Below are 18799 nucleotides of genomic sequence, written 5' to 3' on the forward strand. Positions count from 1 at the left end.
TTTGTTGTTAAAACAAGAATAATGGCTTGCCACTTTTGATTATTCATCTTAGGTTCGCCATTATTCAATCAATTATTTATTCAGTAAATCTTCAAAAGCTTTTTCATATTTCTGAATATCACCAGCACCCATGAAAATAATGACTGCTTTTTGATATTTAGTTAAGACGTTCATTTCATCCAAGGTCAATACTTCGCCACCATGCTTGATTTCTGCACCTAAATCGGCACTTGAAACACTGCCCTGATGTTCCCGAACTGAGCCAAAGATATTCGTTAAATAAACTTGGTCAGCACGATCTAATGCAGTGGCAAATTGTGGCATTAACGCTTTCGTCCGCGTATAAGTATGAGGTTGGAAAACCACTACTAATTCTTGATCTGGATATTTTTGTCGAGCAGCGTCAATCGTCGCCTTAATTTCTGAAGGATGATGAGCGTAATCGTCAATCACGGTTAAATCGCCAAATTTTTGTTCGCTGAAACGCCGCTTAACGCCCTTAAAGGTTAAGAGTTCAGCCGCAACTTCAGTCATTGACAAGCCTTCAAGGTAGCTGACCCCAATGACTGCCAAACTATTTAAAATATTGTGTTCACCAAATAAATGGATCACAAAATGACCTAACTCTTCGCCATGATGCAAGACATCAAAGGATGAACCAGTATCAGTCCGTTGCACATTGACGGCCTGGAAATCATCGCTATCTTTCAAACCATAGTAATAAATTGGGGTGTCAGTTTGCAGGCGGCGCAAATTAGGATCGTCGCCCCAAGCAAAGATGCCCTTCTTCGTTTGTTTAGCTTCTTGTTCAAAGGCACTGAACACATCTTCTAAGTCGTGATAGTAATCAGGATGATCAAAATCAACATTAGTCATAATGACATAATCAGGATGATAAGCAATGAAGTGACGACGATATTCATCAGCTTCAAAAACAAAGAACTTGGCATCAGCTTCGCCTTTGCCAGTCCCATCACCAATTAGGTAAGCTGTCTTGGCAACGCCACTTAAAACATGGGCCAATAAACCAGTGGTACTAGTCTTACCATGAGTCCCGGCTACGCCAATACTGGTGTAGTCTTGCATTAACTGACCTAAGAAATCATGGTAGCGAATCACTTCGTAGCCACGCTCATGAGCAGCTTTAATTTCTGGATGATCATCAGTAAAGGCATTCCCAGCGATATAAATCCAATCTGGTTGAATGTTCTCTGGATCAAAGGCGTAAATTGGAATTCCAGCCGCCTCTAAGCCTTTTTGCGTGAAAGTATATTGATCAATATCAGAACCAGCAACTTGGTAGCCTAAGTCATGCACGACTAAAGCCAAAGCACTCATTCCAGAACCCTTAATCCCAATAAAAAAATATTTCTTAGTTGTCATATTTTCGTCCTCATTACTTGTTCAGTCTTGTAAAACTCATTAAATCATTACGAATTAAAGTGCGTAATTAAAATCAAACGCGGAACCAACTTCACTATTGTGATCCAAAACTAAAATACCCCGCTTAGCTGGCGCATTTTTTAAGCCTAATTCCCGAGCACTACAAATCATGCCCAAACTCTTCACACCACGTAACTCACCTGGCCAGATGATCTTGCCATCAGGCATCATCGCACCGACTAAAGCGACCACAACTTTTTGATGTTCGCCAATATTAGGCGCACCACAAACAATTTGTAGTGGCTCATCCGCACCAACATCAACTTGGGCAATGTGCAAATGATCAGAATTAGGATGTTCCTTTAAGGTCAATACTTGACCAACAACGAATTTCGGCTTTAAATCAGCCACAAGTTGGGAATTAACCCCAGCTTTTTGCAACAAGCCATTAAATTCATCAATTTGATTTTCATTTAAAAATACTTGGCCATCACCAGTTAAATCAGTCAAATTATCTTGGGCATGGAATAAGTTCACACCTACTAATTCTTGATTATCTTGACGGAAAATTGCGACCACATCACCGGCTTGAGTAACAGCTTGTTCGCTTGCCGTGGCCTGACCTGTTGTGACAATCAATACATCGCCTAAAGCGTCTTTATTATAGCTTGAAATCAGCAATCGAATAACTTCCCATCATTAGTTTATTTTATTTTCTAAGTGTGCCCAATCAGGGTCTTTAATCTTAACTTAAATGTCGTCTATTTTCAGAAAGTTGCCCCGAAATATTCTTGAGCACAACTCGATTTTTTAATTTTATTTGTACAAAAAAAGCGTGTCGCACACAAAACCAGCAATTCCGTCACTTTGCTAGCGGAGTTAACTGACCTTGGTTGCACGCTTATTATTGTAAGCTAGATTTAATTGTTTTTAAAGTCTTAGTTAGTAAAAGCTAAATTATTAATGAAATTTTCAATTTCGGCGCGGGTTTTCCGATCAGCACTAACGAAACGGCCAACTTCTTGACCATCTTCATAAGCAACAAAACTTGGAATTCCCATAATACCTAACTCTTGTGCTAAATCCATGAATTGATCGCGGTCAACTTCAACGAAATTCAAATCAGGATATTCAGCATCAATTGCTGGCATACTTGGCTTAATGAAACGGCAATCACCGCACCAAGTGGCCGTGAAGAATAACATGGTCTTGCCCTTAGCTGTAATTGACTTTAAATCTTTAGCTGGTAATTCATTTAAAGTTTTCATGATTTAAACCTCCATCAATTAGTACACTTTAAGAATAAGCTATCTTTTAGTAAGTGTCAATCAAAAATGATTCGTTTTTTAAGCAGTTTTAATGATCAGTCGTCACTCGTAAGTTAATAATTTTGCCTTGATCATTTAACATTGCCAAATCCGTGCCGGTCAACGCAAAAATCTTTTGACTATTTTCTTTCTGACCAACGACACCCCAGTTGACTTCCACCCGATTTTCTTGTTTGTGCACTTCAAAAATATGTTTCAATTTAACATTTTCAGTAAAGAAGTTATTAAAAAATTGGTCAACTTGGGCGCGACCACGATAAACATAGCCCCGATTGTCGGTCACTACCGCCTCGTCAGCAAATAAAGTTAATAATTTTTTCAAACTGTCGCCATTATCACAGGCAGAATCTGATAACGTAAAATATTCAGTCAATGTTTCCATCAAATCACTCCCTAATTCGTTGTTATTCATTCGCATTACTTTTCATCGCCTACTCATCGCGGACTAGAATTTTCGTTCTAGCGCGGTGACGATCGTTTTTTATTATACTGTTTCATCGCTAAATTACAAAAGACTTGTTTTAAAAAGTGCCAAGTTTTCCTTTGAATAGATCGATGGTTGCCGGGCGATTTTTAAGAGTGTGGACTGCCGTGGCCATGATTTGGATCTATAAATCTATTGTTGGTTTTAGGCAGAATTGTGGACAACTTCGTTGCGGCCGCCGGGTTGTGGAACGTTGCCGACGCTGATTGAAGCCTTTCTAAGAAAGTCTTCAGTACAGGTCTTCTTCTACGCCATCAAGAAGAATTTGGCGACTGACAACCCGGCGGCCTCCACTACGTTTTGAGTTAGGCTAGTCCACTTTACCTTTATTAGATTTCAAGGCGAGATTCGTAAAGTCAGATGACAATCGCCCAACAACCACCAGATGAAACTAACAGAATTGATTACCACTATTTGGAAAAGCAAATTGAGATTAGCTAATAGAACCGTTTGACAATTTTTTTGGATAAAACCAGAGAAATCTCAAACAAGATTTTGATTTCCTGTTCAGTTCTCACCGCAATTCAAATTGAATTAAGCTGTCCCGCTGCAATTGCCTTAAACACTAACAATGGTGAAGTGAACCGCATCAACTCCAGACGGAATGGAGGGATCTTGGCGTCAGCCGCCAAATTGTTCTTAGTGGCTCTGCCACTTAGAACAAGACTTGTATTTGAGATTGTTGCGTAGCAATAAGCTCAAATCAATGTCGGCCGCGTTCCACGCCAAGCAGCCCGCAATGCAGTCAAACTCAGTTCTGTTTCACACTATCATCAAGTTCTAAGGGGTTTGAACTTTATTAGTTCAAATCGATGTCGACAACGTTCCGCAACCAGCAAGCCCGGAATGCAGTCAGAACCAACTCTGTTTTACCGCCTCCGCCATGTTTCGACGATTTTGAACTAGTCCTAAATCAACATCCTGAATTTTATTTAAAGTGAGCGTCAGGACTTGCCCCACTTGCAGAAACAGGGTATTCTAGTGACATAGTACCTAATTATCGTCATGAAGAAGGGGTTCATAATGACAGAAGACGAAAAAAAGTTACTCAAGTATACACTCTATGGCTTTGCTAATGGTGTGATGGCTGGCTTAGTTGGCGCCGTTGCTTGGAACTTACAAGCTCGTGAATTGCCCGATAGCTTATTAGCTGAGATCAAGAGTCTATTCCTCAAAGAAGGCCCAATTGCTGGTGCTTGGATTGAATCACGACCACGGACAACCGTTTGGCATAATCAGCGTCATCAAGTTTACTTCGGTGGCATTACTCGCGAAGAACAAGATGGACTGGCCCAATATCAGTTCATGTTTGACGCGCGGACACGCGAATTATTAGATTTAAAAAAAGAAGCTGGTCAACTAGATTAGTTGTTCCCGCTTCTTAAAAAGAATTATTTTTTAATTGGTGGCATGGCATCAAGGGCATAAATAACTTGACCGCGCGCCGCAAATTTTTGTTCGTATTCGGTCTCAACATTCTCGGCCTGGCGTTCAGTGTGATGCAAATCAACTGAGATAAAGTCAAACAGCCAACCAGCTTGATTGAGACTCATAATTGAATATTCAAATAAGCCGCTATTATCCGTTTTTAATTTTAATTGGCCATTTTTCGCTAAGACGATTTGATACTGAGCAAGGAAACTTGCATAAGTCAATCGTCTTTTTGCATGCTTCGTTTTTGGCCAAGGATCAGAGAAATTAAGGTAGACATTGGCCACTTCTTCTGGGGCGAAAAATTCAGTTAAATCGGCCCCATCACCTAAGAACAATTGCAAATTGGGTAATTGTAACTCGATTTGCTTTTGTAAAATCATACCGATTGCTGAAGACTGCAACTCCATCCCAATGAAGTTCAACTCTGGGTATTTCTGGGCCATGCCAATAATGAATTGGCCCTTGCCAGAACCAATTTCCAATTGAATGGGCAAATCAGGGTTGGCAAAACGTGCGCCCCACTTGCCGGCTAAATCTTGTTGGCTGTCAGCTGTGACAATTAACGCTGGGTTAGCCGCAATTAAATCAGGCACCCATGGTTTATTTCGTAAACGCATAAATTAACTCCTTTTTTTCTTGGTTAAACGACCTGGTAAATAAAGTCGTAAGAATAAAATAATCATGACCAGCCCGCCGCCAATCAAACCAAGCACTAACCACCAACCTAATTGTTGGCCGTTTAATGCAACGACGATGCTATAGCCTAGCCATTGTATGAATAATAATGGTTGTAGCATCCGTTCAAAATCGTGTTGCCGCTCACTGCTGGTCGTCGGATAAAGTTGGGTCATTGGATTGTGATCAAAATGGTGAAACAAGGGAATCAGTTGATAACCGGCTAAATAAATGAATAAAAGAAATAAAATAACGACCACGATCGGCTGTTGAATCAAGGCTAGCAACACCATGCCAATCACTAAAAAGCGCAACCAAATATTTAAATAATCAGTCCGCCGTAAAAAAGCACTTTGATAAAGATAACTAAAAGTTCCTGGCTGGCGCTGACGCCACCAGTTCAGACAAACATTAATCAATTTGTTGCTAACGACGTGGCCACCAACTTCAGGCACATCAACAAATAGATTGTAAAAGCGGAGCAACCGAAATTGTCGACTTGATTCCTGCTCAATTGCCAAGCGCCAATTAAGCTGAGTCGTTTGAAAAACCGTCTTTTGCGTCCAACACCAAGCAACATTGGCCAGCACTGCCACGATCAAGGCCAGGCCACCAAACACATAAAAGCCCAGAATCCAGCTAAGCACGGCAGCCAACACCAACCAGCGACGATTAAAGTTCATTTTGTGGTCAGCTGGCTGACGCAAGAGCTGATTGGCCATTAAGCTTAAATCCAAGTCTTTATAAACAAATAATGATAAAACAATGCTCAGCCAACTCCAGCCGGCAAGACTGGTCGCTCGCAAGACAAACGGTGTCAAAACTAGGCCCGCAAAAATCATCACAAAAGTTGGTAAAGCCAAACTATAATGTTGGGCCTGTTTTAAATAGCGACCTAGTTGGGCTTCTCGTGGTAATAGGAAAATCTGATCAGCCTTGACCAGTAAAATTGCCAAGCGACCGATTAGTAGCACCAGCGCTAAAATAATGATGACCACTGGCCCGGCCCACCACAGCGGCTGCGTAATTTGCTGCAGTGCATTGCTGTACCAGAAGGCCAAGGCGCCAACAACGAAGACCACTGCTAAAATCAAATGATCATTAAAGACGTAACGTAAATATTTATTTTGCTGGCGCAGGTGTTGCTTTAAACGGTGGGACCACAAAGTTTGAAAATCAAACATCACCATTCTCCTTTGCCATCTGTAAATAAATATCATCCAACTGATTCGGAGCAACCTTAAATTCGGCTGCTAATTCAGAAACCGTTCCCGCAGCGCGAATGGTTCCTTGATTAAGCAAAATAAAACGGTCGGCCTGCGCTTTAGCAGTGGCGAGAATATGAGTCGTCATCAGCACTGACTTACCAGCCGCCTTTTTAGTGGCAATTAAATCCAGTAAATTATGAACAGCCAAAGGATCGAGGCCTGTAAATGGTTCGTCAATAATTAAGAGATTGGCTGGCGTCATAAAAGCATTCACGATCATTACCTTCTGTTGCATCCCCTTAGAAAAATGCGTTGGAAACCAATCCAACATTTGATCCAGGCGAAACAGCTTCAACAATTTCTCAGCAACTGACCAAGTGGCTGCTGAATCTAATTGATAAGCCATGATCGTCATTTCCAAATGCTCACGTAAAGTTAATTCCGGATACAAAATCGGTGTTTCCGGCACAAAGGCAATTTGTTGGCGATAGGCCTGTAAATCGGATTGTAAACTGACGTCATTAATTTTGACTGTGCCTGAAGTTGCTTGCAGTAGTCCCAAAATATGTTTGATCGTGGTTGATTTCCCAGCACCATTTAAACCAATCAACCCAACAACTTCGCCATCGTTCACTGTAAAACTAACATCCTTTAAAATCTGTAAGTGCTGATAGCCACCACTAAGATGTTCTACCGTTAACATGCTAATCGTTCCCTTCTTCGGTGCCGCAATTTCAAGAATCGCAGCATCTCTGTGCAATTTCTAAATAAACATTGCAGTTGGCTAGCATCCAATTAGGTTTTCGTGTCATAATGGAACTTGAATAACTAGTCGTGTTAATCATTAATATGATAGCATGAAAGAGCTAGTAATGAGTATCGATAAATTAATTGAAGGTGAAACAAATGGATGATTGTGTTTTCTGTAAAATTATTCGTGGTGAAATTCCTAGTGTTAAAGTCTATGAAGACGAGGATGTGTTAGCATTTCTCGATATTTCTCAAGTGACACCAGGCCACACTCTGTTGGTGCCGAAGAAACATGTGCCAGATATTTATGCTTATGATACTGATTTAGCTACCCGGGTCTTTCAACATGTTCCCCAAATCGCCCGGGCCATTAAAGCAGCCTTCCCTGAGGCTAAAGGGTTAAACATTTGTAACAATAACGGCGAATTAGCTTATCAATCTGTTTTTCATTCTCATATTCATTTTGTGCCGCGTTATACAACTAATGATGGTTTTTCAATGAAATGGGCTAATAATACCGACCAATACACCCCAGAAAAACTCGCTAAAATCGCCGATCAAATCAAAGCACAACTGAAGGAGGCCTAAACAATGAAACATTCTTTTCGCAAGGGACTAATTAGTGGGGCAATTGCTGGAACTGCTTATATCTTGTTAACGACCAAAAAGACAGGCTTGCAACGGCAACACCATATTCGTCAATATTTCGACGATTTGACCACTTCAACTAAGAACCTGACTCAAAGTGTCCAGCACTTCAAAAATGCCCTAGGCAGCTTACAGAAGGAATTTAAGGGTACGGCTGCTCCAACAATTGCGGCTTTACAGAAAGACATTGAAGATTACCAATTCCAAATGCAACCACGTGTCGAGCAATTAACTGAAGATGCCACCAAACTGCAAGATAAACTTAACGATCTGCAACCAACTGATGACTTGCAAGAATAAACCAATCAATATATGAATTTTCTATGACAGTTGCGAATTTTTTATTCTTAAGAGTTGAACATTCCGTTAAATTTGGTGTCTTTATTTTATTTGGCGGATAAATATGGTATATTACAAGAAGTGTCGCGTTTTAAATCGGAATTTGAATAGGATGTGGATTCAGAATTATGAAGAAATCATTTAAGAAGCTGGTCTTAGCTGCAGCAGGCGTTGTCGCTGTTCTAGCACTAGCCGGATGTAGCAATAGTAAAACTGTTGTCTCAATGAAGGGTGGCAAAATCACTGAGAGCGAGTATTACGAGAAGATGAAGAAAACCACTTCTGGTCAATCAACCTTGCAAACAATGATTATCACTAAGGCCCTCGAAGACCAATATGGTAGCAAAGTTTCTAGCAAGAAAGTTGACGCGCAATACAACAAATTTAAGAAGACTTACGGTTCTTCCCTTTCATCTGTTTTATCAAGCAATGGCATGACTAAAGCAGATTTGAAGGAAAATATTCGGACTAACTACTTGACTGAAGCCGCTTTAAAGGCTAACAAGAAAGTTACCGAGAAGAACCTTGAAACACAATGGAAGAGCTACGAACCTAAAGTCACTGTTGCTCACATCTTAGTTGCTAAAGAAGATACCGCTAAAGATATCATCAAGCAATTAGATGAAGGTGGCGACTTCACTAAGTTAGCTAAGAAGTATTCAACTGATACAGCTACTAAATCAAATGGTGGTAAATTATCAGCCTTTGACAATACTGATACTAGCTTAGACTCAGACTTTAAGGCAGCTGCATTCAAGTTGAAGCAAGGCGAATACACTAAGACTCCTGTTAAGACAACTTATGGTTACCACATCATCAAGATGATCAAGAACCCTGGTAAGGGCAAGATGGCTGACCACAAGAAAGAATTAACGAAGCAACTTTATGATTCATGGTTACAAGACTCTAGCGTTATGCAAAAAGTCTTAGCTAAGGTCATCAAGAAAGCTAACGTCAGCATCAAGGACAAAGATTTACAAAACGTCCTTTCAAGCTACGTCAGCACTTCAAGCTCTAGCTCAAAATAAATAGTTTTCACTAAAAGCAGTCGTTATGGCGACTGCTTTTTTTATAGTCAAATTTTTAAACCATGCCTTGCCTTCGCTCAGCAGATTTAAAAATCTTCAAAAATTTGAAAAATTTTTTCTCAATTAAAATGTAATCGCTATTTTATAAAGCGCTTACTAGAGTAATTACTTTTATACACTTTTCATTCTTAAACTTTTATTTCAAAAATAATGAAAAAAAAGTAACAAAAACTTGCTCAAATGTGGTATAAAGTAGATGTCAAGGTTTTTCCGTCAATTATCCATCATTCGTCTAATCTTGACTTGGCAGCGTCTAACCTCAGTTGTGACGCTGTCTTATTGTATAAATAAATATTTTACTGAACCATTTGCTTAAGTAAATTGTAAGTTCTTCACGTAAAGTTCATCTTAGTTACGAGTTGTTTTCACGAACAATTTCAGCTAGAAAAATGCATAAATTTATGAAAGCCTTTTATTTCAAGTGCTGTTAGTCATCATTTTAGAAAAAATATACCAAGAATATGACTAATTAGCAGCCACTAAAAAGCTCGTTATCAGTTTTAAAACTGATAACGAGCTTTTTTGAATGCTTTGAAAAATTTATTTGAGGATCGAGTCAGCCAACACCACAACTTGCTTTTCCGATCACGGCAATTAATGCCGAATCAAATAATCAAAAGCACTTAAACTTGCCGTTGCACCGGCACCAATGGCAATCGCAATCTGTTTGTAAGGAACGGTGGTGCAATCACCAGCCGCGAAAACACCAGCAACATTAGTGGCATTATGATCATCCACTTCGATTTCGTGATGGGCACTTAAGGCAATGGTATCCCCTAGCCAATCCGTATTAGGTAATAAACCTACTTGAACGAAAACACCAGCCAGATCGACAGTTTGTTCTTGACCGCTAGTTCGGTCTTGATAGGTCAAACCAGTCACTTGATTAGTACCGTTAATTTGTTGCGTGGCTGCATTCGTCACCACAGTCACATTCTTCAAGGAATCCAACTTCTGCTGTAAAACCTCATCAGCCGCTAATTTAGGCATAAATTCAATCAGCGTGACTTGCCGACTAGTTCCGGCCAAATCAATGGCAGCTTCCACACCTGAATTACCGCCGCCGATCACGGCAACATCTTTGTCACGATACAGGGGGCCGTCACAATGAGGGCAATAAGCCACACCCTTCGTTTTAAGAGCAGCCTCACCAGGAATTCCTAATTCCCGCCAGTGAGCGCCAGTGGCAATAACCACACTTTGACTTTGCAATTGGTCACCAGAACTCAGGGTCAACTGAAATTGCTTATCCCCTAACTTCTGAAGGCCTGTTGCTTGAAAACCCTCAATTAAGTGAATCGGGTATTTCTCAACATGGACGCGAACGTTCTTCATCAGTTGCTCGCCTTCAATATAAGGCGTCCCGATAAAATTCTCGATACCTAACGTTTCCAGTGGTTGACCGCCAAAACGTTCAGCGACTAATCCCACGGTTAAGCCTTTACGAACGGCATAAATTGCTGCAGTTGCCGCTGCCGGTCCGCCACCAACGACTAACACATCATAGGCGATGGCATCAGCAGACGCGACGTGGAAGACCACTTCTTTACTAGCCAGTTTTTGAACAATTTCTGCAACAGTCATTCGACCACTGGCCCATTCGGCACCATTTAAATAAACTGTGGGCACTGCCAAAATATTCTTGGCAGTCACTTCTTCCTGATACATGCCGCCCTCGATCATCGTATGACTGATTTTAGGATTCAACACACTCATAATGTTAAGTGCCTGAACAACATCAGGACAGTTCGTGCAAGTCAAACTGGCATAAGTCTCAAAATGCAAATCCTGGTCAATCGCCATAATTTGTTGTTTAACCGCCGCCGAAATTTTAGGCTCGTGCCCTGAAACTTGCAACAAGGCCAAAACAAACGACTCGAACTCGTGGCCCAAAGGCACGCCAGCGAACGTAATCCGGCCTTGAGGCGCTTTAGCGGTGCTTAAGGTAAAACTCGGTGTCCGTGGTAACTTCGCTGTCACGAGGCTTAATTTTGCTGATAAGCCCACCACTTCGTTGAGAAATTCCTGAACTTCAGTGGAAGCTTGGTCAGTTCCTAAGCTCGCTGTCAAAATCACCTCTTGATCAAGTAGTTGTAAATATTGGTTTAATTGTGCTTTTAATGTTTGATTGAGAACCATTGGTGATCCTCCTTAAATCTTGCCAACTAAATCCAAACCTGGTGTTAAAGTTTCACTGCCTTCTTTCCATTTGGCAGGGCAAACTTCACCAGGATGAGCAGCAACATATTGGCCTGCTTTAATCCGGTCAATATATTCACTAGCGTTACGACCAATACCATCAGCATTAACTTCCATTGATTGGACAATCCCTTCAGGATCAATGATAAAGGTCCCCCGTTGTGCCAAACCTTGATCCTCGTCTAAAACATCAAACAAACGTGAAATTTTCTGTGAGGGATCACCAATCATGGTGTATTCAATCGTTCCGACAGCATCAGAATGGTCATGCCATGCCTTATGAACAAAATGAGTATCTGTTGAGACTGAATAAACTTCAGTTCCTAGAGCTTGCAGTGTGGCATATTGTTCCTGTAAATCTTGTAATTCAGTTGGGCAAACAAATGAGAAGTCAGCTGGGTAAAACATCACAACACTCCAGTGACCTTTTAAATCTTGCTCAGAAACATCAATGAATTTTCCTTGACGATAAGCCTTTGCTTGAAAAGTACCGATTTCTTTACCAACTAATGACATGATATAGCCTCCCAAAAATTATGATGTAATGATAACAGCTACATTATAATTTATAATCGTTATAATGTAAAGGCATCCAATTCCCCACCAATAACTTTTTCATTACAAATAAAAAGCAAAAAAAACGACTATTCCTTGTTAGAATAGTCGTTTGAGCGATTTGTTTAAGTTGAATAATTGATTAACGATGTCCTGAAAGCCATTTAATCGGTCGTTAAAATTACTGAGGTCAGCCCTTGACCGTCGCTGTTCCTAACCGATGACCACCAAAAATGGGCCCGTAATTAATTGCCAAATGATCTAATTTTTCGGCGGAATTAGTAATCACGACCACGACGGTATCAGACATCCCCGCAGCTTTGATTTGCAAGCGATTCATACTAGCAATTCGCTGACCGCCGTTAACTTGCTGACCATCCGTGACGTGGATTCTAAACGGCTGACCGTGTAAATCAGCAGTATTCAATCCCATATGCAATAAAACATCTAAACCGTTGGCCATTTTAAAATAAATGGCATGTTTGGTGCTGGCCACCAACGTGACTTGCCCACTAACTGGTGCATAAATAAAGCCATCACTAGGAATCACCCCGAAACCTTGACCTAGCGTGTGCTGGGCAAAAACTGGATCTTTTACTTTGATCAAATCGATCACTTCACCATCCACAGGTGCGTAAATCTGATTACTCACTTTAGCAACCGAATGGTGGTGGAATAATTGAAACATAGGCGCCCTTCGACTTTCTATTCCATTAACATCTGTTTAAATATGCGTGGATAAATAATCAGACACAACTTGAGCCTGATCATTATCTTTGCAAAAAGCCACGACCGTATCATGGCCGGCAATTGTTCCTAAAATATCAGCCGGTGGTGTATCACGTAAATCATCTAACGCGGCTGCTAAGAAATTACCATAACTAGGACTGGTGTGAATAATCACCAAGAAACCGACCACATCAACTGATTTGGTAACTGTTTTTAAGGCTGACTGTAATCGTTGTTCGGCATCGCCTTGGGTCTCGGTGGTTAATTTGATATAGCGTGACTTGCCATACTCATCACGCATTTTCGTAACCTTCAACTCACGTAAATCGCGAGATAAGGTGGCCTGGGTAGTTCGTACTCCGTATTCATGCAAGTAGTCTTGTAATTCTTCTTGTGTATGGACTAAGTGTTCATGGACAATTTTTTGTAAAATAGCTTGTCGTTCTTTTTTCTTCATAAAATAATCGCTCCTACATCTACATTTCTGCTGGTGCTTGAACACCTAATAAATCTAAAGCTGCTTGCAAGACTTGACTTACCGCGCTGACCAAAGCCAAACGTGCATTCAATTCATCATCAGCAACTAAAATCTTAGAATTCGCATAGTATTTGTTGAAAGCCTTCGCCAAGCGTAAAGCAAATTTAGCTACTACAGATGGTTCATATTCAGTTGCCGCCCGTTTGATGATATTCGGGAAATCGGCCAAATACTTCAACACATCCCATGCTTGTGGATCAGTCAAAGCCAGCTTGCTAGTTGTTAAATCAAGCTTAGTTCCCGCCTTGCGCAGAATACTTTGCGCCCGCGCATTAGTGTATTGCACATAAGGTCCAGTTTCGCCTTCAAAACGAACAACTTCTTGCAAACTGAAATCAAAACTATCTAAGCGATCATTCTTCAAGTCATGGAAAATAACCGCGCCCACGCCAACTTGATGCGCCACTTGATCAGCATTGGCCAAGTCAGGATTTTTAGCGGCGATTTGTGCCTTAGCCAAATCAACAGCATCATCCAAAACCTTATCTAGTAAGACGACATTACCTTTACGGGTTGACAACTTTTTACCGTCCTTGGTAATCAAACCAAACGGTACGTGAACAATATCTTGGGCCCAAGTATGACCCATTTTTTCAAGAACAGCTTTTAATTGCTTGAAATGTTCAGTCTGCTCACTACCAACCACATAAAGTGACTTGGCAAAGTGGAATTTATTGTAACGATCAATTGCGGCTGCTAAATCACGGGTAATATAAAGGGTGGCACCATCAGAACGTTTGATCAAAGCTGGTGTCAAACCTTCAGCAGTTAAATCAACGATCTGGGCGCCTTGGCTTTCTTGAAGCAAATGTTTGTCAGTTAATTCTTGCACGACTGGGTCCATCTTATCATTGTAATAAGCTTCGCCATTGTCAGAATCGAATTCGACGCCTAAACGTTGATAAATCTTGTTGAATTCTGCTAACGAAAGGCCGCGGAACCATTCCCATAAATGAGTTGCTTCAGGATCACCGTCTTCCAGTTTTTTGAACCATAAACGACCTTCATCATCTAACGCTGGATCAGTTTCGGCCTCTTTATGGAAACGAACATAATACTTCAGTAAATTGCCAATTGGATCAGCTTTGATTTCGGCTTCGCTGCCCCATTTGTGATAAGCCACGATCAATTTACCAAATTGAGTGCCCCAGTCACCTAAATAATTGATTTTATAAGGGTGGTAACCGATTTTGCTATAAATCTTCGCTAAAGAATTACCAATGACGGTTGAGCGCAAATGGCCCATTGACATTGGCTTAGCAATGTTAGGTGATGACATATCGATGGGCACATTGCCACCGGCACCTAAATCACTATCACCATAATGCTCGCCTGCAGTTAAAACGGTCGTCAAAATATCTTGGGCAAAAGCTGACTTATCTAAGAAAAAGTTAACATACGCACCAGTTGCGACGACTTGTTCATAACCAGTTTGGTCAATTGCGGCAACCAAACTTTGAGCAATTAATGGTGGTGCTTGCCGCCGAACTTTAGCCAAACTAAACGTTGGAAAAGCATAATCACCTAATTTTGATGATTTCGGTACTTCCAGTAATTCAGCAATTTTGTCAGCTGGTAATTCAGTGCCTAAAACGGCAACTAAGCTGGCAATGACGTTATCTTTTGCGTTCATTAAAATCCTCCTATTTTTTCAACCAAAGAAAAACCGCCCCTAAGGATTAGAGACGGAAATTCCGCGGTACCACTCTGTTTGCCAATAATGGCCACTTTTTAGTAAGTGTTCACTTTTAATCATTAGTGCGCCAGAAATTGGAATGCCTTGTCTTCCACTGTCACAAGGTCGCTGTGCCTGCCAAGTATTTCTTTTTTCTAATGATCTGCTACAAATATTATACACTAAGTATACAGTTCCTCAGTTAAAAAAGCTATCGTCTTTTCAAAAAAGTAGCGGTAAAGTAATATTTTCATAATCTAAGGGATACAAATCAGTCAACGTAATCCCTAAAAGCCGAATCCCATCGTCTAAATTACCGTACTGTTGCCACAAATGCCAGGCCTCGGCGAAAATTTCTGGCGCCGTTGCTAAGTAACCATCTAGTGAACGACGCTTGGTCGTCGTGTTAAAATCACGATCACGCATTTTTAGAACTAAAACTTTACCATGAACTTGTTTTTTAGCCAGGGCACGAGCCACACTAGCACTTAACTCCGTTAGCTCGCGGCGGACCCGCTCATTGGTCGTAATCGTTTGACCATAAGTACTTTCTTTACCAATCGATTTGCGATCACGTTGTTCAGAAACTGGATTGTCATCCACCCCGCGAGCATGACGATAAAGCACATAGCCCATTTTTTTGTAACGACGAATTAATTCGTCTTGCGGGATCTTTAATAAATCAGCACCGGTAAAAACACCAAGCTCGTGTAAACTGGCCTGCATCTTTTTACCAACACCAAAGAATTTATCAATCGACAACTCGCTGAGAAACGCTTGGGCCATCTCTGGCCGCACAATCGTCCGCCCCATAGGTTTGTTGTGATCTGAAGCAACTTTGGCCAGAAACTTATTATAAGAAATGCCCAACGAACAAGTCAAACCAGTTTTGATCAGAATTTGTTGTTGCAACCAGCTAGCCATTTTAATCGTATTCGGTTCCTGCCATTTATTGACCGTCACATCAAGAAAGGCCTCATCCAACGAAATTGGTTCGATAATGTCCGTTAGTTCGTGAAATAATTGATGCACTTGACTGGACACTTCTCGATAACGATCAAAACGTGGTGGTACAAAAACCAGCTCTTGGTCCGGAATGAGTTTTAAAGCTTGGGCCGCTGGCATTGCCGAATGAACGCCGTACTTGCGCGCCACATAATTGGCCGTCGTCACCACACCATGGCCATGAGTTTGCCGCGGATCTGGCGCAACCACCACAGCCTTGGTCCGCAAATGCGGTTGATCATGAATCTCGACTGACGCATAAAAAGCATCCATGTCCACATGAATAATCCGCCGTTGGACATGATATTGCAAGGGAATCTCTAACCAACCAGCCATGGTGATCACCTCCTTATGATTGACTTCAATTGTAATCAAGACTAGCAAAATAGTTACTAAGCTAAATCGGTGCTTTTCATTGAATAGACTTAAAACAGAAAATTCAATGATGTGGTTTTTAAACGGAATGGCGTCGGACTCTGTTCCGGGCTGCTTGGCGTGGAACGCTGCCGACACTGATCTGAGCCAATTACAAACCAAATTGTCTCAGATACAGGTCTTATTGTAAGTGCTAAAGCACTAACAATAATTTGGCGGCTGACGCCAAGATCCCTCCACGCCGTCTGGAGTTAATTCACTTCACTTTATCTTTGCCAGTAATCAATGCAGTCAGTGTAAGATTGCAGCAAATATCTGACTTATATCAAGGCCTCAAATTTTACAGCTGACGCCAAGCACTTGTTCTTGACTGCGAAATAGTTTAAATCTGGTAGAAGAACGGATTAGTAAGAATTAATTGCTGTCTAACTGGGTTAAGCTATCCCACGGCATTTGTCTTAAGCACTAACAACAGTAAAGTGCACCAACTCAATTCCAGACGGAATGGAGGGCGTGGTTGTCAGCCGCCAAATTATACTTAGCGATTTATCGCTTAGTATAAGGCTCGTATTTGAAACAATTTGGTCTTCAATTGGTTCAAATCGATGCCGGCCGCGTTCCACAACCAGCAAGCCCGCAATGGAGTCAGACGCCATTCTGTTTTATCATCTATCTAATTGAAACTTAAGTCCACATACGATGATATGCCTGCAAATAATTTACAATGCAAATACGTCCGTGATAACTATCAATTCTAACATTATCACAGACGTATTTTTATTAATTATTCAAAAGTTCAAAACTTTAATTCAACAATTCTAGCCTTGATAGATCCAGTGACGACCAGTTTTAGCCAATAGTTCATCAGCCGCTTTAGGTCCCATTGAACCTGACGCATAATTAGGAAAATCAGGGCAATCACATTGCTCCCAAGCTTGGCGGATTTTATCAACGAAATGCCAAGCACCGGCCATATCTTGCCACTGAACAAAGTTACTCTGATGACCTCGCACAACTTCTAATAAAAGTCGTTCATAGGCGTCGGGAACCAATTGTTGATCCGCATCACTTAATTGGTATCGCAAATCATGTAAAACTGCTTCAGTACCAGTCCCAACTTGTTTCCCATTAATTGAGAAAACAAAGCCAGATTCTGGTTCAACTTCAATCGTCAGCACTGGGGCAGCTAAACTTTCACCACCAAACAAGTTAGAGGTTGCTTTCTTAAAGACCACATCGATCCGTGTTTTCTTCTCAGGCAAACGTTTCCCCGTCCGGACATAGAATGGAACCCCTTGCCATTGTGGCAAATCTAATTTAATTTCGCCGGCCACAAAGGTTTCCACATTCGACTGAGGATTAATTTTTTCTTCTTGACGATAGCCAATTTGCTTGCCATCTGCACTTGGACCATATTGACCACGGACAAAATTCGCCTGCACTTCTTCTTCGCTCAATTGATGTAAATGGGTAAAGACTTGTTCCCGTGCCGCTTCAACAGTTTGGTCACACAACGTATCTGGTTCTGGGAAAGTCAGCATGGCAATGACCTGCATAATATGATTTTGCACCATATCACGCAAAGCACCAGCTGTTTCATAATAGCCACCACGTTCTTCAACGCCCAGTGATTCTGCTAAGGTAATTTGAACATTATCAATATAGTCATGATTCCAGCTGGCATTGATCATTGGATTAGCAAACCGCAGATATGGCAAAGTTTGCACCATTTCTTTACCCAAATAATGATCGATCCGGAAAACTTGATCACTATCAAAAGTATTGACGATTGCATCGTTTAATTCCTTCGCAGAATCATAATCATGGCCAAATGGCTTTTCAATGATCAAACGACTAAAGCCATCATGGCTCAACAAATCCTCACTGCGCAAATACTGGGCAATTGTGCCAAACAAAGCTGGTGCCATCGCCATATAAAAAATACGATTGCCTTGTAATTGATATTTCTGATCTAATTCATCAATTAATTTCTTTAGAATGACATAATGAGCCGCGTCCTGAACGTCATGCGATTGATAATAAAAATGTGCCGCAAATGCCGCTTGCTGCTCAGGCGTACCTTCGTGCAAATTATCCTGAACAGTTTGACGGAAATATTCATGAGTCCACGGCCGGCGGGCAGTCCCAATAACTGCGAAATGCTGATCTAGCTGACCTTTTTGAAACAACTGAAAAAGTGCTGGATAAAGCTTCCGATGAGCTAAATCACCTGACCCACCAAAAATAACAAATAACACCGGATTTTCTTTACTCATAACTGGCCACTAACCTCTTTTATCGATTACTTAGTACCTCTATTCTACACTAAGTCGACTAAAAGCTTAAATGTTTCCACTTTTAATTAGTTACTGAAAATTAGCTCGCC

19 protein-coding genes are annotated in these 18799 nt (G+C 41.1%); 5 read left to right on the forward strand and 14 right to left on the reverse strand.

Annotated features, from left to right (window positions below):
* Positions 1–72: 72 nt before the first annotated feature.
* From murC to EKM82_RS04250, 4 genes are all read right to left on the reverse strand, one after another.
* A complete protein-coding gene (murC, locus tag EKM82_RS04235) occupies positions 73–1383 on the reverse strand; it encodes a UDP-N-acetylmuramate--L-alanine ligase (RefSeq protein ID WP_125767071.1) in 1311 nt (436 codons plus the stop codon).
* A 54-nt stretch (positions 1384–1437) separates the two neighbouring features.
* Positions 1438–2064 carry a YtpR family tRNA-binding protein gene (gene ytpR, locus EKM82_RS04240; RefSeq protein ID WP_125767072.1) on the reverse strand — a complete coding sequence of 209 codons (627 nt, stop codon included), beginning with the start codon at positions 2062–2064 and terminating at the stop codon, positions 1438–1440.
* A gap of 257 nt (positions 2065–2321) precedes the next feature.
* A complete protein-coding gene (locus tag EKM82_RS04245; protein ID WP_125767073.1) occupies positions 2322–2651 on the reverse strand; it encodes a thioredoxin family protein in 330 nt (109 codons plus the stop codon).
* 88 nt (positions 2652–2739) lie between these two features.
* Positions 2740–3093 (reverse strand): nuclear transport factor 2 family protein, encoded by a 354-nt coding sequence (locus tag EKM82_RS04250; RefSeq protein WP_164508097.1) that lies wholly within the window; start codon positions 3091–3093, stop codon positions 2740–2742.
* Positions 3094–4218: 1125 nt separating this feature from the next.
* Between EKM82_RS04250 and EKM82_RS04255 the strand changes: the two genes are divergently transcribed.
* Positions 4219–4563, forward strand: coding sequence for a peptidase (locus EKM82_RS04255; protein WP_125767075.1), 345 nt, complete (start codon positions 4219–4221; stop codon positions 4561–4563).
* 23 nt (positions 4564–4586) lie between these two features.
* Here the strand turns inward: EKM82_RS04255 and trmB are convergent, their stop codons facing one another.
* Genes trmB through EKM82_RS04270 form a run of 3 tightly spaced genes read right to left on the reverse strand, consistent with a single transcriptional unit; the run spans position 4587 to position 7215 of the window.
* Positions 4587–5246: a tRNA (guanosine(46)-N7)-methyltransferase TrmB gene (trmB, locus tag EKM82_RS04260; RefSeq protein ID WP_125767076.1), complete on the reverse strand. Its 660-nt coding sequence runs from the start codon at positions 5244–5246 to the stop codon at positions 4587–4589.
* 3 nt (positions 5247–5249) lie between these two features.
* Positions 5250–6488, reverse strand: coding sequence for an ABC transporter permease (locus tag EKM82_RS04265; RefSeq protein ID WP_164508098.1), 1239 nt, complete (start codon positions 6486–6488; stop codon positions 5250–5252).
* Complete coding sequence (locus tag EKM82_RS04270) at positions 6481–7215, reverse strand: ABC transporter ATP-binding protein (protein ID WP_125767078.1); 735 nt, start codon at positions 7213–7215, stop codon at positions 6481–6483. Before EKM82_RS04270 ends, EKM82_RS04265 begins: the two co-directional genes overlap by 8 nt.
* 203 nt (positions 7216–7418) lie before the next feature.
* On the opposite strand from EKM82_RS04270, the gene EKM82_RS04275 reads away from it, so the two are divergent.
* The 3 genes from EKM82_RS04275 to EKM82_RS04285 all read left to right on the forward strand — a co-directional run bounded on the left by EKM82_RS04275 (position 7419) and on the right by EKM82_RS04285 (position 9277).
* Entirely contained in the window at positions 7419–7850 is a 432-nt protein-coding gene (locus tag EKM82_RS04275; RefSeq protein ID WP_125767079.1) for an HIT family protein, read from the forward strand.
* Positions 7851–7853: 3 nt separating this feature from the next.
* On the forward strand, positions 7854–8210 hold the full coding sequence (locus EKM82_RS04280) for a YtxH domain-containing protein (protein WP_125767080.1): 357 nt from the start codon (positions 7854–7856) through the stop codon (positions 8208–8210).
* Positions 8211–8377: 167 nt separating this feature from the next.
* Positions 8378–9277, forward strand: a complete 900-nt coding sequence (locus EKM82_RS04285; protein ID WP_125767081.1) for a peptidylprolyl isomerase — start codon at positions 8378–8380, stop codon at positions 9275–9277.
* A gap of 654 nt (positions 9278–9931) precedes the next feature.
* Here the strand turns inward: EKM82_RS04285 and ahpF are convergent.
* The 6 genes from ahpF to dinB form a co-directional block, all read right to left on the reverse strand.
* Positions 9932–11476 carry an alkyl hydroperoxide reductase subunit F gene (gene ahpF, locus EKM82_RS04290; RefSeq protein WP_125767082.1) on the reverse strand — a complete coding sequence of 515 codons (1545 nt, stop codon included), beginning with the start codon at positions 11474–11476 and terminating at the stop codon, positions 9932–9934.
* 12 nt (positions 11477–11488) lie between these two features.
* A complete protein-coding gene (gene ahpC, locus EKM82_RS04295; protein WP_125767083.1) occupies positions 11489–12052 on the reverse strand; it encodes an alkyl hydroperoxide reductase subunit C in 564 nt (187 codons plus the stop codon).
* A gap of 229 nt (positions 12053–12281) precedes the next feature.
* Complete coding sequence (locus EKM82_RS04300; RefSeq protein ID WP_125767084.1) at positions 12282–12779, reverse strand: PTS sugar transporter subunit IIA; 498 nt, start codon at positions 12777–12779, stop codon at positions 12282–12284.
* 36 nt (positions 12780–12815) lie between these two features.
* Positions 12816–13277: an arginine repressor gene (locus EKM82_RS04305; protein ID WP_125767085.1), complete on the reverse strand. Its 462-nt coding sequence runs from the start codon at positions 13275–13277 to the stop codon at positions 12816–12818.
* Positions 13278–13296: 19 nt separating this feature from the next.
* Positions 13297–14991, reverse strand: a complete 1695-nt coding sequence (argS, locus tag EKM82_RS04310; protein WP_125767086.1) for an arginine--tRNA ligase — start codon at positions 14989–14991, stop codon at positions 13297–13299.
* Between the two features lie 264 nt (positions 14992–15255).
* A complete protein-coding gene (gene dinB, locus EKM82_RS04315; RefSeq protein ID WP_125767087.1) occupies positions 15256–16374 on the reverse strand; it encodes a DNA polymerase IV in 1119 nt (372 codons plus the stop codon).
* Positions 16375–16917: 543 nt separating this feature from the next.
* Between dinB and EKM82_RS11305 the strand changes: the two genes are divergently transcribed.
* Positions 16918–17094 carry a hypothetical protein gene (locus EKM82_RS11305; RefSeq protein WP_164508099.1) on the forward strand — a complete coding sequence of 59 codons (177 nt, stop codon included), beginning with the start codon at positions 16918–16920 and terminating at the stop codon, positions 17092–17094.
* Positions 17095–17231: 137 nt separating this feature from the next.
* Here EKM82_RS11305 and zwf read toward each other — a convergent pair whose 3' ends face one another.
* Entirely contained in the window at positions 17232–18689 is a 1458-nt protein-coding gene (gene zwf, locus EKM82_RS04320) for a glucose-6-phosphate dehydrogenase (protein ID WP_125767088.1), read from the reverse strand.
* Positions 18690–18799: the final 110 nt, after the last annotated feature.

This window comes from Lapidilactobacillus wuchangensis, assembly GCF_003946645.1.
Taxonomy (GTDB): Bacteria; Bacillota; Bacilli; order Lactobacillales; family Lactobacillaceae; genus Lapidilactobacillus; species Lapidilactobacillus wuchangensis.

Coding starts and splice junctions, on each gene's coding strand:
- murC (WP_125767071.1), bottom strand. CDS start 1,383: ATGACAACTAAGAAATATTTTTTTATTGGGATTAAGGGTTCTGGAATG.
- EKM82_RS04245 (WP_125767073.1), bottom strand. CDS start 2,651: ATGAAAACTTTAAATGAATTACCAGCTAAAGATTTAAAGTCAATTACA.
- EKM82_RS04250 (WP_164508097.1), bottom strand. CDS start 3,093: ATGGAAACATTGACTGAATATTTTACGTTATCAGATTCTGCCTGTGAT.
- EKM82_RS04255 (WP_125767075.1), top strand. CDS start 4,219: ATGACAGAAGACGAAAAAAAGTTACTCAAGTATACACTCTATGGCTTT.
- trmB (WP_125767076.1), bottom strand. CDS start 5,246: ATGCGTTTACGAAATAAACCATGGGTGCCTGATTTAATTGCGGCTAAC.
- EKM82_RS04265 (WP_164508098.1), bottom strand. CDS start 6,488: ATGTTTGATTTTCAAACTTTGTGGTCCCACCGTTTAAAGCAACACCTG.
- EKM82_RS04270 (WP_125767078.1), bottom strand. CDS start 7,215: ATGTTAACGGTAGAACATCTTAGTGGTGGCTATCAGCACTTACAGATT.
- EKM82_RS04275 (WP_125767079.1), top strand. CDS start 7,419: ATGGATGATTGTGTTTTCTGTAAAATTATTCGTGGTGAAATTCCTAGT.
- EKM82_RS04280 (WP_125767080.1), top strand. CDS start 7,854: ATGAAACATTCTTTTCGCAAGGGACTAATTAGTGGGGCAATTGCTGGA.
- EKM82_RS04285 (WP_125767081.1), top strand. CDS start 8,378: ATGAAGAAATCATTTAAGAAGCTGGTCTTAGCTGCAGCAGGCGTTGTC.
- ahpF (WP_125767082.1), bottom strand. CDS start 11,476: ATGGTTCTCAATCAAACATTAAAAGCACAATTAAACCAATATTTACAA.
- ahpC (WP_125767083.1), bottom strand. CDS start 12,052: ATGTCATTAGTTGGTAAAGAAATCGGTACTTTTCAAGCAAAGGCTTAT.
- EKM82_RS04300 (WP_125767084.1), bottom strand. CDS start 12,779: ATGTTTCAATTATTCCACCACCATTCGGTTGCTAAAGTGAGTAATCAG.
- EKM82_RS04305 (WP_125767085.1), bottom strand. CDS start 13,277: ATGAAGAAAAAAGAACGACAAGCTATTTTACAAAAAATTGTCCATGAA.
- argS (WP_125767086.1), bottom strand. CDS start 14,991: ATGAACGCAAAAGATAACGTCATTGCCAGCTTAGTTGCCGTTTTAGGC.
- dinB (WP_125767087.1), bottom strand. CDS start 16,374: ATGGCTGGTTGGTTAGAGATTCCCTTGCAATATCATGTCCAACGGCGG.
- EKM82_RS11305 (WP_164508099.1), top strand. CDS start 16,918: ATGGAGGGCGTGGTTGTCAGCCGCCAAATTATACTTAGCGATTTATCG.
- zwf (WP_125767088.1), bottom strand. CDS start 18,689: ATGAGTAAAGAAAATCCGGTGTTATTTGTTATTTTTGGTGGGTCAGGT.